Below are 22,276 nucleotides of genomic sequence, written 5' to 3' on the forward strand. Positions count from 1 at the left end.
CCAACGGGTCTCTAGTGCGTGGAATTTGGAGTTTTTTCTAGCTAACAAAAAGTTGTCGCCATTCGTTCAGGGCGACGTTGCGATTTCGTTTGAAATTTGGTCTTGAATAGAGGTGTCGCTCCAGATTGAAGTGGTTGTGAACTGACGATTGGATGGCGGCGAATTTCAGCAAGCTTTTTGACTGTCGGAACTTATTCATTATCTTTTCTCGTCGTCGAAACGGTTGATGTGAATTCTCGCATCTTTTGTTTAGCCAACGCTCAGTGAGCTGTTTATCCGCATTCCTGATTTCATTCATTGCCGCTTTATAAGAGCGCAATTTATCTGTAATTATACAATGGGGCGGGCCATATCGCTTCATGGCTTTACGTAAAAACTTCAATGCTGCCTGTTTGTTGCGGCGTTTGATGACGTAAGCTTCGAGAACTTCACCTACGTGATCAAAAGCTCACCACAGATAATGAAGTTCTCTGTTGATTTTTACGACTTTGGAGCTGGTTGGCGTAAGCCAAAGGTTTGATCTATTAGATCAAAGCTAAGTGGAAAAGGCTCCGGCAGGAGATTTATCGAGGTGCCACTGCCATTGTGTGAATTTACGCATTTGAGCCGATCGTTTGCGACGGATCTTTGATGCGAAATAGGGACCAAATCTATTCCACCAGAAACGAACTGTTTCATGCGAAATATCAATTCCGCGTTCATGAAGTAGATCTTCCACATTTCTCAATGAAAGCGGAAAACGAACTTACATCATCACAGCGAGTTTGATGATTTCTGGTGAGGATTTGAAATATCAGAAGATAAAGATTTTCATGTTTCCAGTTTAGCGAAAGCTGGCTTAGTTGGAAATGAGGCGTTTAATCTGACAATGCTCTTCCAACCTAGTGAAATGGCACTAGGTTGGAAATATGTATGTTCAACTAATAAAGCCGCTAGGCTTTACTTTTCTTGGTCTAAATATGGAACATATAGCGGCATGGAATCTTCCCATTTGCTATCAGTCACCATGTGCTTATTTGAGCCGTCTGCATTCATGACCCAAATCTGACCATATTGCTGGAACGTGTCATCATATAGGGCTGCCTCATCGCGGAAGCCATAAACTGAACCACTCCACATGATTTTGCTGCCATCATTTGACCAGACTGCATGGCCATCACCACTTGGGTGTGTTGTCAGGCGAACAAGATCGGTGCCATCAGGTTTGATCGTATATAGATCATAATCTGCATGGCCGTGTCTGCGGGTGAATAGAATACGTGTTCCATCTGGGGAGTAGGCAGGTAGGTTATCACCCGTTTCAGTTAGAACACGGTGTTCATCTTTCTCGATGTTATATATCCTTAGGCCTATGTTTTCTTTGTCCCAGACGCGGTAGACGATTTCTTTGCCATCGGCAGAAAAGCTTGGGAAACCAGCATTCTCTTCACCATGTGTTACTTCCCTAAGGCCTGTACCGTCGCGGCGAACCATCATAACGCGCGCAGGAGCATCATAGCGTTTATAGAAAAAGGTCCCCACACAGAATGTGACCCATTCCCCATCTCTCGACCATGACGGTTGATAAGCTCCAACCAAGCCGGTTCCCAACAGGTATGGTGTCTTGGTTGATTCCTTGGTGACCTCATAAATGGTGCGTGGATTTTTGCCATCTCGATCCAGCACAACGAGATTACCGATGTTTTTCTTATCAGAGATAACGATTTCATCTTGGCTGGAGAGGAGGGGGAAAACATCTATATGTTTGTATTCCCATTCTGGATCCCAGCTATAGAGGTCGACACCGTCAGGGCGGCGCGTGTGATCGACTTGTTCATAAATGACCTGACTGCCATCTTGGGTCCATATAGGTTCCCGAACATTCTTTTTTAGAATTGGGGTGGAGCCATCGGTATAATAGATACCTTCATTCTCTGGCCCTTTGTTTACATACCCAATTTTATCATTGGAAATGTAAACTGGAGAAATTTTCACACCCTTTCCTGAAGTGTGCTCGATATAGTCCCGTCCAGTTTCTACATCAACTGAAGCAATTTGAGATGTCGTGTCTTGTACGAGATTATAGCGACGTGCGCCCCATGTGTCTTCCGTTGTTATTGCATAGAATGAGATACGTTTTCCATCTGGTGACCAAGAAGGCGAGCCGTAAGACATCTCTGGTTTAGAAACTAAACGACGGAAATTTTGCCCATCAGCTCCTATGACGTAAATAGATAATTCTTGCGTATGTTCCCAACCAATCGGGTAGTCATGACCGCGCCAGTTTGTGTTGCGATCTGAAGAAAAGGCGATCCACTTTCCATCTGGTGACCAAGACGGACGTAGAAAGCTGTTCGGCAGCATAGGGTCGCCTTGAATGTGCTCTGCGCCTGTTAGGTTTGTCAGTTCGCCTGTTTCAAGGTCTTTGATCCAAACGTTAGAAAAATAACCTTCTCGTGTGGAAACAAATGCTATTTTTTTACCATCTGGAGAAATGGAGACAGCATCTTCTACGGATGAGCTGGATACTACTTCTTCAATATTGCTGCCATCAATATTGGCCTTGAATAGCTCGGAGTTTCCATCACCATTGCGTTCGGATGTAAAATAGACTGACGTGCCATCAGAGGCGAGTTCAGCACTGTATTCAAAAACAGTATTGTCACCTAAAAGCTTGCGTTCATTAGTGCCGTCAGCATTGGATATGTATAATTCTGAGCTTCCCGGACCTATCCGGTTCATGAACATCACCCCTTTTTTTTCTACGACGTCTTCAGTCGTGGATGATGCAATTGCTTGGGGTGCATCTGTTACGGGAAGTGTCTCGCCATCGGCAATGGTGGTACAGGCTTGTTGGGTGATTAGTGCTAAAGCTGTGCAAGCGAGCAATAGAGTTTTGCGTCTCATATTTTTCTTCCCCGAGGTGTCATTATTATTGCATTCGGTCATGATTTTTGTCCGTATGTATAGGATTATCTAGCTATCCTATCTGCTTGAGGTGGACGAGGGGGATAGGAAGAATGATTGCATTGATCAGTTTTGGGTTGGAAACAAACTTAAAGTTTCAATCTTAATCTAGGTGGTAGCGTGTGTCTTGTGTCTAGAGGGAGGGAATCTGGATATTACCTCTCCTTTCGAAGTTTGCGGGATTAAGTGTGTGATTATTTATCACGCTAGACGCGGTTTTATGTGTTGTTTTGTCTTTCTTGCGCGTAGCGTCGACGCGGGAGGACTAAAATATGATTGATTTTAAGTGCGTCAAAAAACAGGCGCTACACAGATATTGTACAGTTTTGTTTGGGCTGATTTGCACCGTTGCATTGCCTGCATGCGCTATGTTGCAAAACCAAGCGCATCAGAATTTCGAATATGTCTATTTCGGTACGCGTGTAAGTGACGAAAATACGGGTATATATGGCGCTAAACTGGATCACAAAACGGGTGTGTTGATGCCATTGGGTATCGTTGCAGATATAGAGCGTCCAACATGGTTAGAGTTTGTAACAGACTCATCTGTTTTCTACGCAACAGCGTCCGGAGGGGAGAATGGTACAGGTTTGATATATGGTCTAAAATCTGATCCGAATACCGGTGCTGTGAGTATCATCAATAAGATATCATCTGGGGGAGAAGATCCCACTTTTATTGCACCAGATGTGAAAAGAGAAAAATTATATATAGCGAACTTTCGGGACTCGGTTGTTTCTGAAATTGCTATGAATGATGATTTGAGTTTGCAGACTGTGACTGGGCGTCAGATGCAAGTGGGAAGTGGCCCACATCGACGCCAAGATAGCGCGCATGCGCACGCTGCTGTGCTCGATCCGTCTGGTCAATTTGTGCTTTCGCCTGATTTGGGGGCGGATAAAGTTTTTATCTATAAACTCCCAGAGAATGATGGTGGATTGCAGGCGGCTAGCCGCGCTGAGGTGACAACGCCAGCAGGAACAGGCCCGCGTCATCTTGTGTTTCATCCAAATGGCAAATTTTGTTATTTGGTTTTTGAGCTTACAGCTCAGGTGCAAGTCTATTCTTGGAATGCTCAGATTGGCGAATTAATCCCGATTGAAATTCAAAATACTCTATCTGAAGGTTTTGAAGGATTTAAAAGCGTTTCGGAGCTCGCAATTTCAAAAGATGGTCGCTTTTTGTATGTCACCAACCGAGGTGAAAATCATTTGATTGTTTATAATGTGAGTGAACAAACGGGTGCAATTTCGGAGATACAAAGAGTATCTGTTGGCGGGAAATTACCTTGGCATTTTGCAATGAATAAAAGTGAGGAATGGCTGTTGATTGCAAATTTCAAATCCAACAGCGTGACTGCTTTTAGGCGTGATGATGAAACGGGGTTGGTGGAGCGTATGTCAGGGGAGATAGAAATTCCACAAGTCGCAAATGTCGCTTTTAGAAAATAAAGAGAAATTGAAGTTTTAGGTCCAGCGCTTGTGGCCCTATGTTTGGCCACAGAAACAGCTCTTCCTTTTTTTTGATGAAAGAAAAGGAAGAGCTTGTTCGAAAGCAATTGGTTTTTGGGGGAAACCAAACGGATCACTTTTTCTTAATTGGATTGCCTTTGAGATAGCGTTTTAAGCTTGGGCGCTCAGCTCCACGGTGCAGGTTTTCCAGATTTTTGATGTTTTGGAGATCATCTTGAGTGCGTCGGTTATTGTGCCGAATGTATTCTCCATATGTTGGCACACTGTAACTTTCTATCCAGCGAGAGCTATCCTCTAGGTTTTGCCAAAGGGACCAAGCTCTTGCTCCATCTCGTTTTCTTATGTGTTCGCGTTGCGCCATTTCAGTTAGAAATTCTTGCTGATCTTCTATGGCAATGACATATTCAAGTTCGACGAAAATAGGCCCGTTTTTTAATTGTACGTCTATGTCAATGACGGGTTCGCGCCAGTGTTTTATTGGGTCTAGATTTAGGTTCTCAGCTATCGGTAATTTCATGCCCAAAGCTAAAATGGCGCTGCTGGCTAATATTATACTAGCAACAAAATAAGCCGTTGATAGACTGCCATATTCAGCAATAAATCCATAAGTCCAACTGCCAACAACCATGGCTCCAAATGTGGCCATTTGGTACGTTGATAAAGCGCGAGCTGTTACCCAGCGTGGCGCACATAATTGCACAGTCGTATTGAGACTTGTATGTTTTACCACCCAACCGGAGCCAGCTAAAAGCATACCCATAACAGATACGAGATAAACTGGTGCGAAAGCTAACAGTAATAGACCAATAAATATACAGGCAGTGCCCAGTCTGACCACATTTTCAGATGTCCATTTTTCACGTAGAATGCCGCCAGATATCGCGCCCATAACGGCACCAACACCATATCCACCTAAAAGGAATCCAAATGATAATGCGTTTCCATCATAGCGTTGGCTGACTAGAACGGGAGCGAGGGCAAGTATAGCACTGTTTGTCATACCTCCCATTGCACCGCGTACCATGGCGGTGCGAATATATGGAGATCTGATTGCAAACCGCATTCCAGCGCCAACGGCTTGCAGGATTGGTTCAGCCGGGATGTCAGATTGATCTCTCGTAGGTCGCCAGATCAGTAAAGTAATGATCAATCCGATATAGCTTAACACATTGACGAGAAAGGCCGTAGCAGCACTACTAATTGCGACTATTAAACCACCAATGGCAGGCCCAAGTGTGCGCGCTAAATTCATGCTCATACTATTTAAAGCAACGGCCCGGCCTAGTATATTGCGTGGAATCAAATCGCGTACCGACGCATGCCAAGAGGGATTGTTGATAGCGTTTCCTGAGGCAATAATGGCTGTAAATAGCAATAAAAACCAAGGTGTTATCCATTTGAAATAGGTCGCAGTCATAAGGGTGACAGCTGCACAAAACATAACTGTTTGTGATAACAGCATTAATTTGCGGCGATCCCATCTATCAGCGAGTGCGCCACCAAATATTGAAAACATCATCACTGGTAGGCTCATCGCTGTTTGGACCAGCGCTATAAGCTGGGGTGAATCAGTCAAACTTGCCATTAGCCAAGAGGCAGCGACGACTTGGATTTGGCTTCCCATGTTGGAGAAAGCGGTTGCGGTCCATAGGTTTCTATAGGTTGGTATGCTGAGTGGAGATATTTTCGCTTCCGGCTCTATGGAAGGTGATGTCTTTTCATTGTTTGAAGAAGTGTCCACATCATGCCTTTCGCTGGTGTCTGCCATTAGAAATTGGCTCAGTTGAAAGTGTGGAGATCACGTAGGCGGAATTCTTTGTGTGAGCGCTAATTTCATCTACCAAGTGTTTTTGCAATCGTGTTGGAAGCCAGTCTTTGCGTGTGGTAATACCAATTGCAGGAACAGGTGTAATAGGTGGATAATGCAATGCTTGTAGGTAATCTCTTTGGTGCATGAGTTCGTAATCAGTCATCAGCGTGAGCCGGTCACCAGATTCAAGTAGACTGCGAATGATTGTGAATGCACTGGTGCGAATGGGGGCGTGCGGACCTGAAGTGCCTTCAAAGAGTTTCTCAAAGCATTCTCTACGACTTGCACCGCGAGTACCTACAACCCACTCATATTCGAGAAGGTCTTCAGTGGTTATGTTGTCTTTAAAGGATAATGGATGGTTGGTGCGTCCGACAATATGAAAACATGTATCAGCAAGCGGTATATATTCGAGATTCTCTCGACCATCTTGTTGTACAAGTCCAACAACAAAATCGACATCACCATCAGATAAGCTTTGCATTAATTCTGGTGCATTCTCACTCACAATTTTTATTTCAGCATTTGGAAATTCCTGAACAAATGTATCTAAAACAGTCGCAAGAAGGAAACTGCCTCCAAAAGGCATTGCGCCAACAGTTATGCGTGAGCGTGTATTTCCACGGGATATTTCAATATCATTCTGGGCTGCTTCGATCTCCTGAAGAGCAAGCTTCATGCGCTTACCGAAATTCATGCCGGTAGGGGTTAATGAAAGACCAGCGGCTGTTCTATTTAATAGGGTGTTTTTTACATTAGCTTCCAGCGTGCGAAGGGCGCGTTGAACCGATGTGGGGACTAGGCCAAGCTCATTTGCAGCAGCTTCTAGATTCCCTGCTGCAAATATTGCGATGAGACAGTTTATTTGAGATCTGGATATTCGATTCGCAGCAATATCGAGATTGAGAGCTGTCTCTGAATTAGGAAGTTCTTGGAGTGCATCTCTTAAGCGATCAAAGAAACGTTCAGCGCGATGGTGAAAAATTCGTCCTAGCTCAGTGAGGTAGCTTCCACTTGTGCTCCGTATGAGAAGCTGAACACCTAATTGGCTTTCAAGTTTTAGAATAGCTTGGGTGACTGCTGGCTGAGATAAATTACATTCCTCTGAAGCGCGTCTAACGCTGTTTACACGTCCAACGGTTTCGAGAAGCTTTAATTGTCGAAAGCTTATGGATTCTGTTGTCATTTCATCGTCCTCCCAGTCTTATTTAGTTTGCTGTTTGAAATGAGGAGTACATCATAATTAATCACCATTATAGAGGGACAAAGAAGTGAGTGAACATGAAAATTGATGGTTTTTAGGTGTATATAAGTGCATTTTGTTGTCGTGATAATTATATTAATTTGTTGTAAAATATTATTTAAAAACAAATACTTAATATAATTTTTGTGTTATTGTTTAGGGTATTAAATTTCGGATATATTATGTCTTTTATTTCGAACGTTTGGATGCGAAACTTATATGGTCGGCATATTAAATTTATCACCAGTTTGACATAAAACTTATATCCATTTGTTGGAATTTGAGAAAGTTGGGTCGTTTTTAGACGTAGTATTTGAACATATGTAACGTACCCAATACGGAAGGGTTGGTTGTGGAGGCATCAAAAAACACACTTACTTTGGGCAAGTGTGTTTTTAAATGTGCTTATCGTTTTGGCGGAGGAATATAAGCTCTTAAATTAGCTACCTAGACTTGCAGTCGTATCGTCAAATAATTCGTCGACTGATAACTTGCGTGGAATGATTTTCTGTTCAAAAGCCCATTCTATAGCAAGTTGGATACCTTTGCGGTTCGCTTCTAAGCCCAATGGAGGGTATGGGGAGGGGACGCCTCCTTTAGTGAGCTCTCGACTGTCACAGATCATGCGATAGATCTCGCGAACGACTTCGGGATGGTTACGCGAAATATCTTCATGCACAACGAACATATGGTTTATTGGTACAACACCTTCACGGGCAAACCATTCCTTTGCTGCATCAAATGGTTTGGGAACAAGGTATTCCACCCGATCATCTTTTGGCAGATCAACCCCCTGAAGCGTAGCGGCAAGTTCACCATCCAGCATCAATTGGCCGATATCGGACCCTTTGGGTAGCTCAATGCAATTGGCGGGATCGGAATATTCTTCGAGATGACCTTCATTCACAGTCATCCAGGTCACTTTATTCAGGTCGACACCGTATTCATGTTGTAAAATGCCCCGCATCCAGAGGCCGGTTGTTTGTGCATATGTTCTTACGCCAACCTTTTTGCCTTCAATGTCTTTTGGGTTTACGTGTCCAAAATCTCTGTTGAAACCTGAACAATGGTGTTGAAAGCGTCCTGAAATAGGCGCGGGTAGCATGACATAAGGCTTGTTATAGCATTTGGCCTGAAGATAGGTAACGATTGCAAGCTCACCTGCATCATAGCTATTGCGCCGGATCATATCTTTAAAGCCATTGTGTGCTTTTTCTGGACCGCAAAAATCCAGTTCTACTTTGTCAGATGTGACGCGCCCATCTTTCATCGCAAGGGTGACTGGATAATCGGCAAGATTGGTTTTGAGCTTTAGCTTACCATTTTCTAATTGTTCCATTGTGTCCTCACTTGGAGCTATAGCTGAACTTCGATGAGAGATGGGCCAGGTTCATTGAATGAATCCAGCATCGCTTTTGTGAAATCTTCAGCTGTATTTACGGAGCGGGCAGAAACACCCATACTGTTTGCCATTGAAACCCAGTTAATTGTTGGGCGATCTATATCAATCATTGCCATAGCTTGTTCGCCGGGAGTGCCAGCGCCCATATTGGCGTATTCTGCTTTCAAGATGGCATATTTATTGTTGGCGAAGATGATTGTCGTAATGTTCAATCCTTCACGCGCTTGCGTCCATAAAGATTGAATTGTGTACATCGCGCTACCATCCCCAACCATGCACACGACACGTCTATCTGGACAGGCTAAAGCAGCACCAATGGATAAGGGGGTTGCATATCCAATAGACCCGCCGAGATTATTGATAAGATCATGAGGACGTGCGCCGACTGTATGCCCCATGGTCTCACGACCTGTTGTTAGCGACTCATCTATCACGATTGCATTTTCGGGAATGGAATGAGCAAGGGCGTGGGCGATGCTTAATGGAATTAACTCACCTGTAGGAGCGGGTGTTTCTACCCGTTCTTGTAGGATTGGCGCTGCATCTTGACCGCCGATAGCTTCAAGCAGCATTTCAAACGCTAATTCACTATCTTCGTCTTTTTCGACGAGACAATGCACGTTTGTGGAAGGGTCTTTGAGTAAGCTTGGTTTATCAGGATAGCTGAAAAACGCTGTGGGTTCATTGGTTTCCACAGTGATTATGTGTTTAAAGCCTTTTAGAAATTCTATAGCTTGTGGCACGGCATAAGGAATGCGTTCCAAAGGAACGCGGCCAGCACCGCGTTCAATACGAGCGGTGAAAAATTGTGTGCCTAACCGACATTTGCACGAGGCAGATACTTTTCCAGCTAATTCTAACGCTCGGCCTTTGGTTGCTTTGTTGGCAAGAACAATAAGCGCTGGTTCGCCACTCTTGAGAATATTGGCGACATTTTCAATTCGGCCAGTGTCTGGAACGCGCTTTTCATGTTTTACTTGAGGTAAAGCATGTGTGGGCGCGGCTTCCTCCCAGCTTGTGTTACCGGGCAAGATGAGCGTAGAAATCTGGCCTGGGTGGGCGTTAGCTGCAGCCACCGCTGAAGCCGTATCCCAAGCTATAGAAGATGCAGAATCTGCGCGGCGTACCCAATGACTTAAAGGCCGCGCTAGACCTTCAATATCAGATGCCAGTGGGGGATCGTATTTCAGGTGCGACATGGAGTGCTCACCTACGATATTTACCATGCCTGATGAAGCGCGTTTCGCGTTGTGAATATTGGCGAGTCCGTTGGCGAGCCCTGGTCCAAGGTGTAGGAGAGTGGAGGCTGGGGTCTCTTTCATCCTATACCAACCATCAGCTGCGCCAGTCGCTACACCTTCAAAAAGGCAAAGCACGCTCTTCATCTTTGGGTTATCCAAAGCCGCAAGAAAGTGCATTTCAGATGTGCCGGGATTAGCGAAACATATGTCTACGTTTTGGTCGATCAGTGTTGATACGAGACTCTCTGCACCATTCATGACAATTTCCTTATTAGTATCCGGCCATTTCGCGGCCTTCGCCGACAACGCCATAGCTGCGCTTGGGAGGGGACATCAAAAAGCGATATCCTTCACTAATTAAGCGTTCCACATTGCCCGAGTTTGTGTGTGGATTGCCCACGACAACATTGTGCTTGTGACAAATTGCAACGATCTTAGCCATTGCTTCAACAACTTCAGGATGGTCGTATTGGCGAGGGAAACCAAGCTCTTGAGAAAGATCTCCTTCACCGATTAGGATGAAGCCTATTCCTGGAACATTCGAAAGAATATCATCAAGATTTTCAATTGCCTGTGTGCTTTCGCACATTAGTCCTACAAGAATTTCACCATGTGGTACGAGTGGCCAAACATCTGCTTTTGCATAATATTCAACTTGGCTTAATCCCCAATATCGAGCTGCTGTAGCGGGACCATCGCCACGTACACCTTTGGGTTCGTACAAAGGCGCATTCTTTGGACGACCATAACGACATGAAGCCACGGCATTATAAGCTTGCTCTACTGTCGCAACGTGTGGCCAAACCACGCCATACACACCGCGATCAAGAACTTGTTTGGCAAATGCCTGGTTCATCTCAACACCATTGGCGGGTATACGTGCAATCGGTGTTACATTGGGCGCAACTGAGCCAGATTGTGCGATTTGTTTGCGGTTCAGCATGTATTGAAGAGCATCGCCTAAGCCAGCGACATCATATGGATTGTGCTCCATTTCGAAGATGATGCCGTCATAAGGTGAATCAGTCATCTCAATTGCAGCTTGTTTATCCAATTTTGAAAAAGCAGTAAAAGCGGGTTTGTTTGACTCAAAGGCACGGATAATACCGTTTAATCGTGTGTCAGCCATTTGGGGTGTCCCTCAGGAATAGAAGTCGTGTAAGAGAAAATTGGTGCCATAGACTTTTAAAGTGACGAGGCATTGTTCAAATTAATGACCGGTTATTTGTCTGTGCTCCAATACATGAAGCCCATGCCTTCTCCGGTTCCTGCTGGAGTTCGGTAGCTTGGGACATAGTCTACAAGCGTCATCTTTGCGCCAGCATCTTTGAGTGCCATCATAACAGATGTGTAGAGTTTGATTTCTGATGTGCCGGACTGATAGCTAGTTTCGGGTAGTGCGGAGAGACCTTCAAAATCATAATTGCCAAGCATTTCTATGATTTTACGGTCAAATTCTTCGTCACATACGAAGTGAGACAGGCCACCTGATGCGATAATGGCGACGCGCGCATCTGAATCCCAATCCTTAATGGCTTTTACAAGTGACTTTCCAAAATCAATACAGCGCCACATTGGGGGCTGCGTCGGTTCGTAGAAACAATTCATGAGAATTGGCACATGTGGAGGTGGATTATCACTCATAATTTGATGGTAGATGAAGCTGAAAGCATGCGGCACGATAGGGGCAGCGGGTTTCATCCAAACATTATCTGGCCATGAGAATAGGTCAGTGATGTCAAAGCCGTCTTTCTCAAAATTTTTGATGAGATAGTTGGCAAGCTCTGGGTGGCAATTGTGTGTAACTGGTTTGTCTGGCGCAAATACAGGGCGCTGTGGTGGACCGTTATGTACTTCCTCACCACTGTATATTGCGATTGAAGGAGACATGTGCGTGAAGATTTCTTGCTGGTCCTTGCCCAGAATAATCGCAACATCTACATTTGCGGCCTCATAAGCCTCTTTCATCTTTTGAATGGCAGCGTGATTACGTGCTTGACGTTGTGTGCGTTCCTCCAACGTAAGGAACGGTTCGAAATTTTCTGGTCCACGTTCAGCTTCTAGGTCTTCATAGTCCCAGCGTTTATTGCGATACCAGAGCATTTTTTTATTGTTGCGATCACGTTCGCCATTGGTGAGCCAGTCTTCAGGGGGCTGGCCCAGCATGCCGCTGTGTGGTTGTGCCATTCCAAATACTATTTCGGCCATTGGTAATTTCCTTTTTTATCACAATACATGTCATTTTTGCTGGGGAGGGATCAAAAAGACGTGGTGAGCGATTGATTTTAATTACAATTTTATGTCGACTTTGCTTCGTCGATATCGGTATTGGCTTCCGGTGTAACTTTGGGAGCCCATTCAGGTCTCAAGACCAGAAGAACGGTTGTTGCACCGATAATCAGGAAGACAAAAATCAGTGTCATAGGAGCTAGGTAGGAGCCTGATTTATGAAGCAGCCAACCTGTGATGATTGGTGCTAATATGCCCGCTGATGCAGATGCGACGTTCTGAAAACCTTTGACGACACCAGTTATTTCTTTTGGTATCAAGGTCAGTGTACACAACACTAAATTGTTGGCTGTCGTCAGACCTAAACCGGATAGCGATGCAATATTCCAGAAGAGAGCTTCTTCAACCGTTTCGGCACGTGCACCCAATAGTACGGTACATGCACATGCGAAGCCGGCAACAACAAAGGCTTTCCTAATAAGAATGGCACGTCCAAATTTTGCTATAAGTCTGTCAGCTGTCCAACCCGCCGTTAAGGCGACAATAGCGATGCCTGCAAAGCTAAAGAAAGTATACAGGCCCATTTCTTTTAGGGTTAATCCGCGTTGCTCGACAAGATATGATGGCATCCATGTCATGCAGAAAAATGTAAAATAGTTATAGCAAAAATTGATAACGAGCGTGCCCCATATGAGAGGGCTTGAAAGTATAGATTTAACAGGGATGGGCGATTTTTTCTTTTTGTTTCCAGTCTTGCTAAATTGTTCGGGCATATCGTTTTTAACAATAAAGATCCACGGAATTAGCCATAGTAAACCTGCTATACCCGTGACGATGAACATGAGTTGCCAGTTCATTGTAACAATCAACCATGCTGCTATTGGTGCCCCAAAAGCTGGACCAAATTTGGTTCCGAGCATGTAGATACCAACAGCCGTTCCGCTTTCATTTGGATCAAAATTTGATCTAATCCAACGATAACTGGCAGGGACGACGACAGCTTCTGCTGCACCAATAATCAGGCGCAAGACAATGAGGCCCCACAGTGCTGACATCAATCCGATTAAGGCAGAGGCGATACACCATATTGCAAAACAAATTGCATAGGGTCTTTTGACCCCATATCTATCAACTATATATCCCATCGGAACTTGAAAGAGGGCATATGACCAGAAGAAAGCTGAATTAATCCAACCTCGATCTACATCCGACAAAGCAAAATGAGCTTTGAAAGCGTCAACAGCGAGTGCTGAGGAGATATTGGTTCTGTCAAAGAAACCAATCAATGCTCCAAGCGCCAATATGCCCAATGTTATCCATTTCAAATGGGGAGGCAGGGATGATGCTCGTGGTTGGTCGGGCTCTGTTTTTGTGCTTGGTTTATTCACGTTTCTCTCCCCAGTCTTTTATTATTTGGATGTTTGCTTGTTTATTGTCTTTATGCAGACAGTCCGGGATATAGTTTGAGGGCTGTTTGTGAAAATATCCAGTTGCGGTCTTTATCGGTTAAGCTCGCCAGCCCTTCTTGCGCTGTAGCAAGTATTTCTGTCAGGCTTCCTGGCGATGTTGGGAAATTGGAACCCCACGCCATGCGGTCAGATCCAAAAACGGATACAACTTTCGGGAAGAAAGTTTCAGCGCTTGCTTCACCTTTTTTAACATCCCCAAAAATACGCGGTGTCAGTTTGAGGTAGATGTTAGGGATGTCTGCAATGTCAAAAAGGCTTTGAGCGTTGTTGTAAGGAGGTCCATCTAGAACATCTGGGCGACCTAAATGGTCTAGAATGATATTCGCACGCGGGAATTTTTTCGCTAACATGCTCACTTGTGGCAGGCCGATAGGGCCTGTCTGAATACACATTGGCAGACCAAGTTCTTCTAGTAATTCCCATGCTGCAAAAGAGCGAGGATCGTCAAGTTCGCTTGGGTCAAAAGCTTTTGTGCTTCCGCCTGTAAATAGACGTAGTCCGGCAAGCCCCTTTTTATTCCAAGCTGTGATTTGATCGCATGCATCTGACGTAAGTACATCAACAGAGCCGACAGCAATGAGGCGATCTGCAAATTCATTACATCCGTCAACGACATAACTATTGTCAAAGCCATATGTTGTTGAGCTGTGCACAACAGCCGCTTTGCTAACGCCGGCTTCGTCCATTGCTTCTATTAGCGTTTCAGCTGTACAGGGACGTTCCTGAGACCAATCCGAGCGAATGCCGAAAAGAGGAGACGGCGGATAAGTTTCTAAGTCACCTGATATTATATGTGGGTGAATATCAATAATATGATTGGTCACGATGTGTGCTCCCTAATTATTTGTTATTATTTACCTTTTGCTTTTAGGTGGGCATCTAATCTTGGGTAAACTCTTCGTGCATTGTCTTCGAAAATTTTCTGACGATCCGCATCTGAGAGAGCATCACAAGCATCCAGATAGCGTTTTGTGTCATCAAAATAATGACCGGTGTTGGGGTCTTTACCGCGCACTGCCCCAACCATTTCAGAGCCAAACAATACATTGCTTGTTGGGATGACTTTTGTCAGGAGTTCGATGCCAGGGTGGTGGTAAACACATGTATCGAAAAATATGTTGTCGAGGAGGCCTTCAAGTGGTCTGTTGGCCATTTCAAGAGACATTCCGCGATAGCGACCCCAGTGATAAGGAACTGCTCCGCCACCGTGAGGAATCACAAAGCGTAAATTTGGGAAATCTTTAAATAAATCGCTTTGCAATATTTGCATAAATACAGAGGTGTCTGCGTTTAAATAGTGTGCACCAGTGCCGTGAAAGTTGGGGTTGCAGGAGGCTGCAACGTGGATCATGGCTGGAACATCTAAATCACACAAAGCTTCATAGACAGGATACCAAGAGCGATCCGTCATAGGCTTACCTGTCCAATATCCCCCAGTAGGGTCCGGGTTTAGGTTACAGCCAACAAATCCCATCTCTTCTACACAGCGACGTAATTCAGGAATACTATTTTCCGGAGGTGCATGAGGCGTTTGTGGCAGCTGACATACCGGCACGAAATTATCTGGGTAAAGGTCAGCCACACGGCGCACAAGATTGTTTGACACTTCTGCCCATTCAAGTGCAGTGCGTTCATTGCCTAAATGGTGGCTCATCAATCCCGCGATAGGAGAGAAGAGTGTAAGATTGCTCCCTCGGTCTTGCTGGAGTTTTAGCTGGCCATTGCCAACACCTTCACGGATTTCATCATCAGTTACATGTGCTCCGGATACTTTGGGAGCATTCACAGGATCATCAGCATACTGTACCTGCTTTTGTCTCCAATCTCTAAAAGACTGGGGGACTGTAGTGAAGTGACCATGGCAATCGATAATCATGTAAGCCTCTGAAGATTGTAATTATTCTTTCTTCCAGCTTAGCTGATCAATTTCAGGCTTGGGGTATAGAATTTGAGGCATGCTGCATAAGAACATACTGTGGCGAGCCTATATTTACCCAGTGAAAGTGTATTCGTTTAGAGTTCGAACAGAAATCGTGAAAATGTTTATATCCAATATTGTATCAGAGCATCCAACAAATGAGGGATATGGGGCATTTAGGTGGAAATTTGTACAATAGAAACAGTTATTAAGATTGGAGTATTGTATCTTGAAGTCGCAATTTTTTTTGAAAAGTGGCTGTCCACACTGCTTGAAATTGTACATATTTTTAAGTGAAACCGGATTATCCAAAGAGTATGATATTGAAGTTTTCGAGCACGGAACTTCTCGGCATACAGCGATAAGGATAGACATGGAAAAGAGCGGTATAAAGCCTTCTTTTCCTGCTGTTTTGACTCATTCTGGAATATGGCAGACTGACTCTGAAAATCTCATAAGCCAGCTGGCTCGCGATCGTGGAAATGATATTGAGAACCTGTCTTTATATCAATATTTTGTGCGTGGTTTATATCCCAAATACGGAGCTATGCGACGTGAAAACATTGAGATGAAGAGAACAATAGAGAGCATGCAAAAAACTAAATAGACTAATTTTTTCTAGTGAAAAATATAAGCCGCCCGATCTAAATCGCGCGGCTTATTTTGGTTTTAGGTTCTAAATTGCTTCTAGAAACGTTTCTCTAATGTCAGAGACCATTCTGCTCCGCGAGATGGAACAAATGTGGATGTGTAGGTTGGAGATTGACCTGAAAGCTCAAGACCTGACAGGATGTATTCTTCATCTAGAATATTGGAGCCTGCGAGAGCGATACTCCAGTTTGCTTCATCGTCTGAATCGTATTCAATACGGAAGTTTGTTACGCCATAAGCATCAATTCTAACTGAGTTATCACCATTGCTTGCTTCAGTTTCATCTGTCCAACCGTAGTTCAATGCAGCTTTAACAACACCGCCCAACATATCACGATTGAAGTTTGCTCCGGCCGAGAAACTCCATTCTGGCGCGAGTTTTGAATCGCGGATCGGACAATTGTCAACATTTACATCTTCAAATGCAATGTCAGGACATTGGTCAAAATAGTATAGTTCTGATTCAGGATCTAGTTTACTCCAGTCGTATTTTGTGTGGCCGACAGACCCTGAAACTGACCAATTTTCACTTAAAATGAACTCTCCGTCTGCTTCAAATCCGCTGATTACAACATCACCAGCATTTGTCATAACAAGACTAGGGCTGCCAAAACGAGGCTGGTAGAATGTAGCAAACTGAACAATATGATCTTTGATGTCCATCGCGTAGATTGAGGCATTTGTCCGCAGGCGGCTATCAAGCCAATCTGCTTTGATACCTACTTCGTAGTTGATAACGTCTTCTTGATTGTAAGGGCGGACTGGGGTGTCATATGCAACACAGCCGGATGCCAAAGGTCCGGGGCCACAAGATGGCTCTGGTACGTGGGTCACGAGGTTGTCGGAGAAGCCGCCACCTTTAAAGCCGGTAGAAACTGTTCCATAAACCATTTTAACAGGGTCGACAAAGTAACGTGCAGAAACACGCCAGTCAAAAGAATCAAATTTCGCTGATCCTGTGAAAGCATCAAAGCCGTTGTTTGTGTAGGCTTGTCCGCTAAAGCCATCTACGCCTGCAACAACGACGCCATCACCATCCCAATCTATTGTTGCGCCCGGATAGTCTTCTGCAATAGGAACTTCATCGGCACCACCATTTACGACGTCATAGAAACCGATAACGGTAGATTTGTCATCTTCACTATAACGCGCACCGACAGTTACTGAGAATTTCTCTGAGAAGTCATAGACCATATTTGCAAAGATAGCTTGCGTTTCCACTTGAGCATCAACGAATTCTTCGGCCGCTTCTACATTTCCTTGCTGGAAAGGGGCACCAAAGATCAAGTGGGCACGGTCTCCTGTGTGCTCAAAAGGTTGCTCTTTGAAGAAGTAAACACCACCGAGCGCTTTTAGTTTGTCGCCAGTATAGTTCAATGTGAATTCGTGTGATTCAGAATCAACTTCGGTAACATTTACACGATTGTACAGGTTACCAAATAAGACATTCTGCGTGTAATATTCACCCTTAATCATTCCACCTAGATAATTGATCGACCAAGTATCATTAAAGTCATAGCCGACTTTCAAGCTGTATGCGGTGTTTTTAATGGAGTCTTCAAGCTTACATAGTTGATCCGCAGGGATGTAGTCGCCTTCAACTGGGGTAGCCTGATCTAAATAACAAGGAAAAGAACGGGTGTAATTATCACCACTGATAAATCTAGGATCTTGAGCGACCAGAGGGTCTAGTCCGTTGTTTTGTAAATAGGCCTGCAATCCTCTGAGTGCTGGAGACAATGAATCATCATTGATTGGGATTGGGTCACCTGGATTGATAGCATTTATACCACCTTCTCCCTGACGAACAGAAAAGTCTGAAATGATAGGCGTAGGAGATAATCCGTTACTCTCAGCGACAGTTCCAGATAAGTCTATTGTTAGTTTATCAGTTGGCTCTAAACGCAGAGCTGCCCGAAAGGCGGTTTCATCTGTATTCCCAGAGTCATGAATAACATTTCCATCACGGTCTGTGACATTAATATATCCGTCTCTGTTCCATGTACCTGCATTTACTCGCAGAGCGGCACGGTCGCCCATAGGAATGTTGATCATTCCGGTTAAATCAGCTCGGTTACTCGTGCCAACAGCACCGGCAACGCGTGCACCGAACTCATATTCTGGAGCTTTTGTGTTATACTGAATTGTACCTGCGGTAGAGTTTCGTCCAAATAGTGTCCCTTGAGGCCCGCGAGAAATTTCTACGGATTCAACATCAACGAGTTTCAACAGTGAGCCCATAGTTCTTGGGTAGTATAATCCATCAATATAAACGGCCACCCCAGGTTCAGCAGACACGCGTCCACTAGCGGTGGAGACACCACGAATAGAATATAAAGGCACTGACTCACCAAATGGTGTTGCTCCACCAATTGAGAGGTTGGGCATGAAGTTAGATAAGTCTTTGAAATTACCTGCATCTAACTCAGTAAGGTCACCTGCATCAAAGGTGATGAGTGATGTTGGCACTTCTTGTTCTGTAAAGGATACGCGCTCGGACGTCACAACAATCGTGTCGATCATTATGCTGCTGCGTTCTTTTTCTTCGGTTTGCGCCTCTGCCTGTGTTTCTGTTTGTGTTGCTTCCTGTGCGCTAGCTGACAGCCCCATTGCCAGCGCAAGCACACTTGGTACTGCCGCGCTCAATTTTAGAAATTGTTTCCGCTTCATATTCTTCCTCCCAGAATTGATGGCACTAACTGCCACACTTTGTCTGAGCATGCTTTCATTGATCTTGAGGTTTTCGGGTATAGATTTCGTGGACAAGCTGAAAATATCTACAGCCAAATGCCCATGAAATTTATATCCTGAGCAGTCATTAGTTATGGAATGCCGTTGATTTTCGATTTTTGTTTTTTGTTTTTGAATGTTGCTTCTCTACAAAGATAAGGCAAAATCAAAGTTGTAAAAATTGGTGCTGTCCTGCTCTGGTAAAGTATAAATAGAGTAGAGTTTGTAGTTCTGCTTCCATTATACAAAGGCCTATAAAAGGTGGTCTTTGGAATTGCATTTAAGGTATTGATGCGCCGAATGAATATGGCGGTCCCTGATTTCGATAACCTCCTATATAGCCGCAAGCTCTAAGTATTCTGAACGTACTGAATTTAATGCAGTTGAGTGATGTGTACACCAATTGATGCGTTTGAATATGGGAGATAGATATGGAATTGACGGGTAAACTCTTATTGGGAGATAGTTTCGTCAAAGGAAGTGGAGGTAGCTTTAAAGGCTTTAATCCAACAACTTCTATGGAAATGTTTCCCGAATTTTATGGTGCTTCTGTGGAAGAAGTGTCGACAGCGTGTCGGTTGGCTGACGAGTCTTTTCAGGCTTTCCGTGCGACGAGTCTCGAAGAAAGGGCAAACTTCCTTGAAACTGTTGCGGATGAATTGGAGAAACTCAAATCTTCAATCGTCGCAAGAGGCGTTCAGGAAACAGGTTTGCCCGAAGGACGTTTGCAGGGGGAATTAGGGCGAACAACTGGTCAGCTGCGTTTGTTTGCTAATGTGGTCAGGGATGGCGGATATCTTGATGTCCGCATCGACGAGGCAATGCCCGATAGGACACCACCACGACCAGATTTAAGGTTGGTCAATATTCCTGTTGGTCCAGTTGTTGTTTTTGGTGCAAGTAATTTTCCGCTTGCTTTCTCAGTGGCGGGAGGAGATACGGCCTCCGCATGGGCGGCGGGTTGTCCAGTTATTGTTAAAGCCCATTCCGCACATCCAGGTACATCTGAGTTGGTTGCCAAGGCAATCGCGGCTGCGGTTAAGCACTGCAATATGCCAACAGGTGTTTTCTCGATGCTTTTTGCTGCGTCTCGCGATGTTGGAACGGCACTTGTTGCGGACCCCAGAGTTAAAGCCGTTGGATTCACTGGTTCTCGTCAAGGAGGATTAGCACTTCAGGCAATTGCGCAATCGAGAGCTGAGCCAATACCAGTATATGCTGAAATGAGTTCTATAAACCCTGTCATACTTATGCCAGAGGCGATGCAGCAGAAAGCAGCAGGCATTGCGCAAGCTTTTGTAGGGGCGCTAACTATAGGGGCAGGCCAATTCTGTACTAATCCCGGCTTGGTGCTGGCTGTTGAAGACCCGTCACTAGAGCTATTCAAAGAAGAGGTAGCAAAAGGGCTGGCAAATAGCGCTGCAGCGACGATGTTAACGGCAGGTATCTGTGAGGCATATCAAAGCGGTGTTCGCGCTCTAAAGGCCAATCAGCATGTTTCATGCGTTGGCGAGGGGATGAATGCTGAAGGTGTGGTTTGTCAGGCTCATGTCTTTGAGGTGGACGGGGCTAACTTCCTTGCTGATGAGACTTTGCAGGATGAGGTTTTCGGCGCAGCATCCCTTATCGTGAAGTGTGAAAGCGTATCTCAACTGAGAGAAATTATCACGATCTTAGAAGGGCAGCTAACAATTTCAGTGCACGCCGACGCAGGCGATGAGCCAGAAGTGAGAGCACTTTTGCCGTTATTAATGGATAAGGCAGGACGTGTTCTTTTTGATGGGTTTGGTACCGGAGTTGAAGTCTGTGACGCCATGGTGCATGGCGGCCCTTATCCTTCGACAACAGCACCAGCGACGTCTTCTGTTGGTTCAATTGCAATCAAACGCTTTTTGAGACCTGTTTGTTTTCAAAATCTTCCGCCTAGTTTGATGATGCCAGAAATATCTTCTGAGAATTCTGCCGGCATTCCTCAACGTGTGAATGGCGGTCTTAAAATTGGTTAGCAAACGTCTAGAGGCATGCCTGTCCAATGATAGGAAATGCGCCTGAATGGGCAGGTATTGTGTTCAAGTGATTGAAAAAAATCTCAAGCTCAGGATCGTATTCGGATCAAATAAAATGAGAAAAATAAAAATACAAAACGATATTCTGGAGGACAAGTGATGTCTAAACAAAAAGTTCCGCTTAAAATTGCTGTTGCGGAATTACCGCACACATCTGCCGTCCGCAATGGATCTATTCCTATTGAGGGGGTTGATGCTGAATTCCTGACAATCCAGCCCCAGATCGCTGCCTTTAGACGTATGGTTCGTGATCTTGAGTTTGATGTGTGTGAATTGGCCCCAACCACATATATAATTGCTAGAGCGCATGGTATTCCAATTATTGCTTTGCCAATTTTTGTTTTGCGTCGCTTCCATCACTCAGGCTTACTTGTGCGTCCTGACGCGGGCATTAAAGTGCCTAAGGATTTGGAAGGTAAAAAAGCAGGAGTTCGCGCTTATTCCGTGACTACAGGTGTCTGGACGCGTGGAATTCTTGAAGAAGAGTTTGGTTTAGACAATTCTAAAGTCACTTGGGTGGTGGATGATGAAGAGCATGTTTCTGCATTGAAATTGCCTTCTAATGTTATCAAAACGCCTGCTGGTCGTTCGCTTAATGATATGATGGCGAAAGGAGAGCTGGTTGCTGGCTTTCACGGGAATGCAGGTGTTGGTCGAACAGGTGATCCAACAAGTGGATGGAAATCAGTTGAAGTTGATTATCCGGACATGTTTGAGAACCCTGAAGAGCTTGAAGCGGAATGGTATCAGCGGACTAATATCTATCCAATGCACGGAACTATCGTAGTCAAAGAGGCGGTTCTTAAAGAAAATCCTTGGATTGCGAAATCGCTCTTTGATGCATTTGAGCAGGCGAAGTCAGAATGGTTAGAAACACTTGGGACTTCAGGTTCTGATCACCCTCAAGATGTGAAATATCGTAAATACCAGAAAATTGTTGGCCACGATCCGCTGCCATATGGAATTGATGAAAACATTGAATCTATTAAAGCGCTTGAGCGTATCGCATTCAGTCAGGGCATGTTGCCCAAACGTATGAGTGTTGATGAGCTTTTCGTCGATCCGCGTAAGGTTTAACCATCATAAAGTGAAAAGGGCC

15 protein-coding genes and 1 pseudogene are annotated in these 22,276 nt (G+C 44.6%); 4 read left to right on the plus strand and 12 right to left on the minus strand.

All coding sequences use genetic code 11. The features are described 5' to 3' along the window. Window positions 1–37: 37 nt before the first annotated feature. Window positions 38–754: pseudogene (locus AC5EF3_RS09775) on the minus strand (IS6 family transposase). Between the two features lie 185 nt (window positions 755–939). Further along, entirely contained in the window at window positions 940–2,886 is a 1,947-nt protein-coding gene (locus tag AC5EF3_RS09780; RefSeq protein ID WP_493547904.1) for a hypothetical protein, read from the minus strand. Window positions 2,887–3,218: 332 nt separating this feature from the next. On the opposite strand from AC5EF3_RS09780, the gene AC5EF3_RS09785 reads away from it, so the two are divergent. Then, the gene (locus AC5EF3_RS09785) at window positions 3,219–4,397 is read left to right on the plus strand and encodes a lactonase family protein (protein WP_493547905.1); all 1,179 of its coding nucleotides are present in this window, start codon (window positions 3,219–3,221) and stop codon (window positions 4,395–4,397) included. A 133-nt stretch (window positions 4,398–4,530) separates the two neighbouring features. On the opposite strand, the gene AC5EF3_RS09790 is transcribed toward AC5EF3_RS09785, so the two are convergent. From AC5EF3_RS09790 to AC5EF3_RS09830, 9 genes are all read right to left on the minus strand, one after another. Next, window positions 4,531–6,186 carry an MFS transporter gene (locus tag AC5EF3_RS09790; protein ID WP_493547906.1) on the minus strand — a complete coding sequence of 552 codons (1,656 nt, stop codon included), beginning with the start codon at window positions 6,184–6,186 and terminating at the stop codon, window positions 4,531–4,533. After that, window positions 6,161–7,414, minus strand: coding sequence for a LysR family transcriptional regulator (locus AC5EF3_RS09795; protein ID WP_493547907.1), 1,254 nt, complete (start codon window positions 7,412–7,414; stop codon window positions 6,161–6,163). Before AC5EF3_RS09795 ends, AC5EF3_RS09790 begins: the two co-directional genes overlap by 26 nt. Window positions 7,415–7,910: 496 nt before the next feature. Then, window positions 7,911–8,810, minus strand: coding sequence for a substrate-binding domain-containing protein (locus AC5EF3_RS09800; protein ID WP_493547908.1), 900 nt, complete (start codon window positions 8,808–8,810; stop codon window positions 7,911–7,913). Between the two features lie 17 nt (window positions 8,811–8,827). Then, window positions 8,828–10,372 carry an acetolactate synthase large subunit gene (locus tag AC5EF3_RS09805; protein ID WP_015828435.1) on the minus strand — a complete coding sequence of 515 codons (1,545 nt, stop codon included), beginning with the start codon at window positions 10,370–10,372 and terminating at the stop codon, window positions 8,828–8,830. A gap of 13 nt (window positions 10,373–10,385) precedes the next feature. Beyond that, window positions 10,386–11,243, minus strand: a complete 858-nt coding sequence (locus tag AC5EF3_RS09810) for an HpcH/HpaI aldolase family protein (RefSeq protein WP_493547909.1) — start codon at window positions 11,241–11,243, stop codon at window positions 10,386–10,388. Window positions 11,244–11,335: 92 nt separating this feature from the next. Further along, window positions 11,336–12,322, minus strand: coding sequence for a DODA-type extradiol aromatic ring-opening family dioxygenase (locus tag AC5EF3_RS09815; protein ID WP_015828433.1), 987 nt, complete (start codon window positions 12,320–12,322; stop codon window positions 11,336–11,338). 89 nt (window positions 12,323–12,411) lie between these two features. Then, window positions 12,412–13,731, minus strand: a complete 1,320-nt coding sequence (locus AC5EF3_RS09820; protein ID WP_493547910.1) for an MFS transporter — start codon at window positions 13,729–13,731, stop codon at window positions 12,412–12,414. Window positions 13,732–13,781: 50 nt separating this feature from the next. Further along, a complete protein-coding gene (locus AC5EF3_RS09825) occupies window positions 13,782–14,636 on the minus strand; it encodes an amidohydrolase family protein (RefSeq protein WP_493547911.1) in 855 nt (284 codons plus the stop codon). Window positions 14,637–14,662: 26 nt separating this feature from the next. Next, window positions 14,663–15,688, minus strand: coding sequence for an amidohydrolase family protein (locus tag AC5EF3_RS09830; RefSeq protein ID WP_015828430.1), 1,026 nt, complete (start codon window positions 15,686–15,688; stop codon window positions 14,663–14,665). 271 nt (window positions 15,689–15,959) lie between these two features. Here AC5EF3_RS09830 and AC5EF3_RS09835 point away from each other — a divergent pair, with 271 nt between their 5' ends. Then, entirely contained in the window at window positions 15,960–16,337 is a 378-nt protein-coding gene (locus AC5EF3_RS09835) for a hypothetical protein (protein WP_493547912.1), read from the plus strand. Window positions 16,338–16,417: 80 nt separating this feature from the next. Here the strand turns inward: AC5EF3_RS09835 and AC5EF3_RS09840 are convergent, their stop codons facing one another. Next, window positions 16,418–19,051, minus strand: coding sequence for a TonB-dependent receptor (locus tag AC5EF3_RS09840; RefSeq protein WP_493547913.1), 2,634 nt, complete (start codon window positions 19,049–19,051; stop codon window positions 16,418–16,420). 491 nt (window positions 19,052–19,542) lie between these two features. Between AC5EF3_RS09840 and AC5EF3_RS09845 the strand changes: the two genes are divergently transcribed. Continuing rightward, window positions 19,543–21,117 carry an aldehyde dehydrogenase (NADP(+)) gene (locus AC5EF3_RS09845; protein ID WP_493547914.1) on the plus strand — a complete coding sequence of 525 codons (1,575 nt, stop codon included), beginning with the start codon at window positions 19,543–19,545 and terminating at the stop codon, window positions 21,115–21,117. 159 nt (window positions 21,118–21,276) lie between these two features. Next, window positions 21,277–22,254: an ABC transporter substrate-binding protein gene (locus tag AC5EF3_RS09850; protein ID WP_015828426.1), complete on the plus strand. Its 978-nt coding sequence runs from the start codon at window positions 21,277–21,279 to the stop codon at window positions 22,252–22,254. The last annotated feature ends 22 nt before the right edge of the window (window positions 22,255–22,276 follow it).

It is taken from the genome of Hirschia sp. (genome assembly GCF_058892565.1).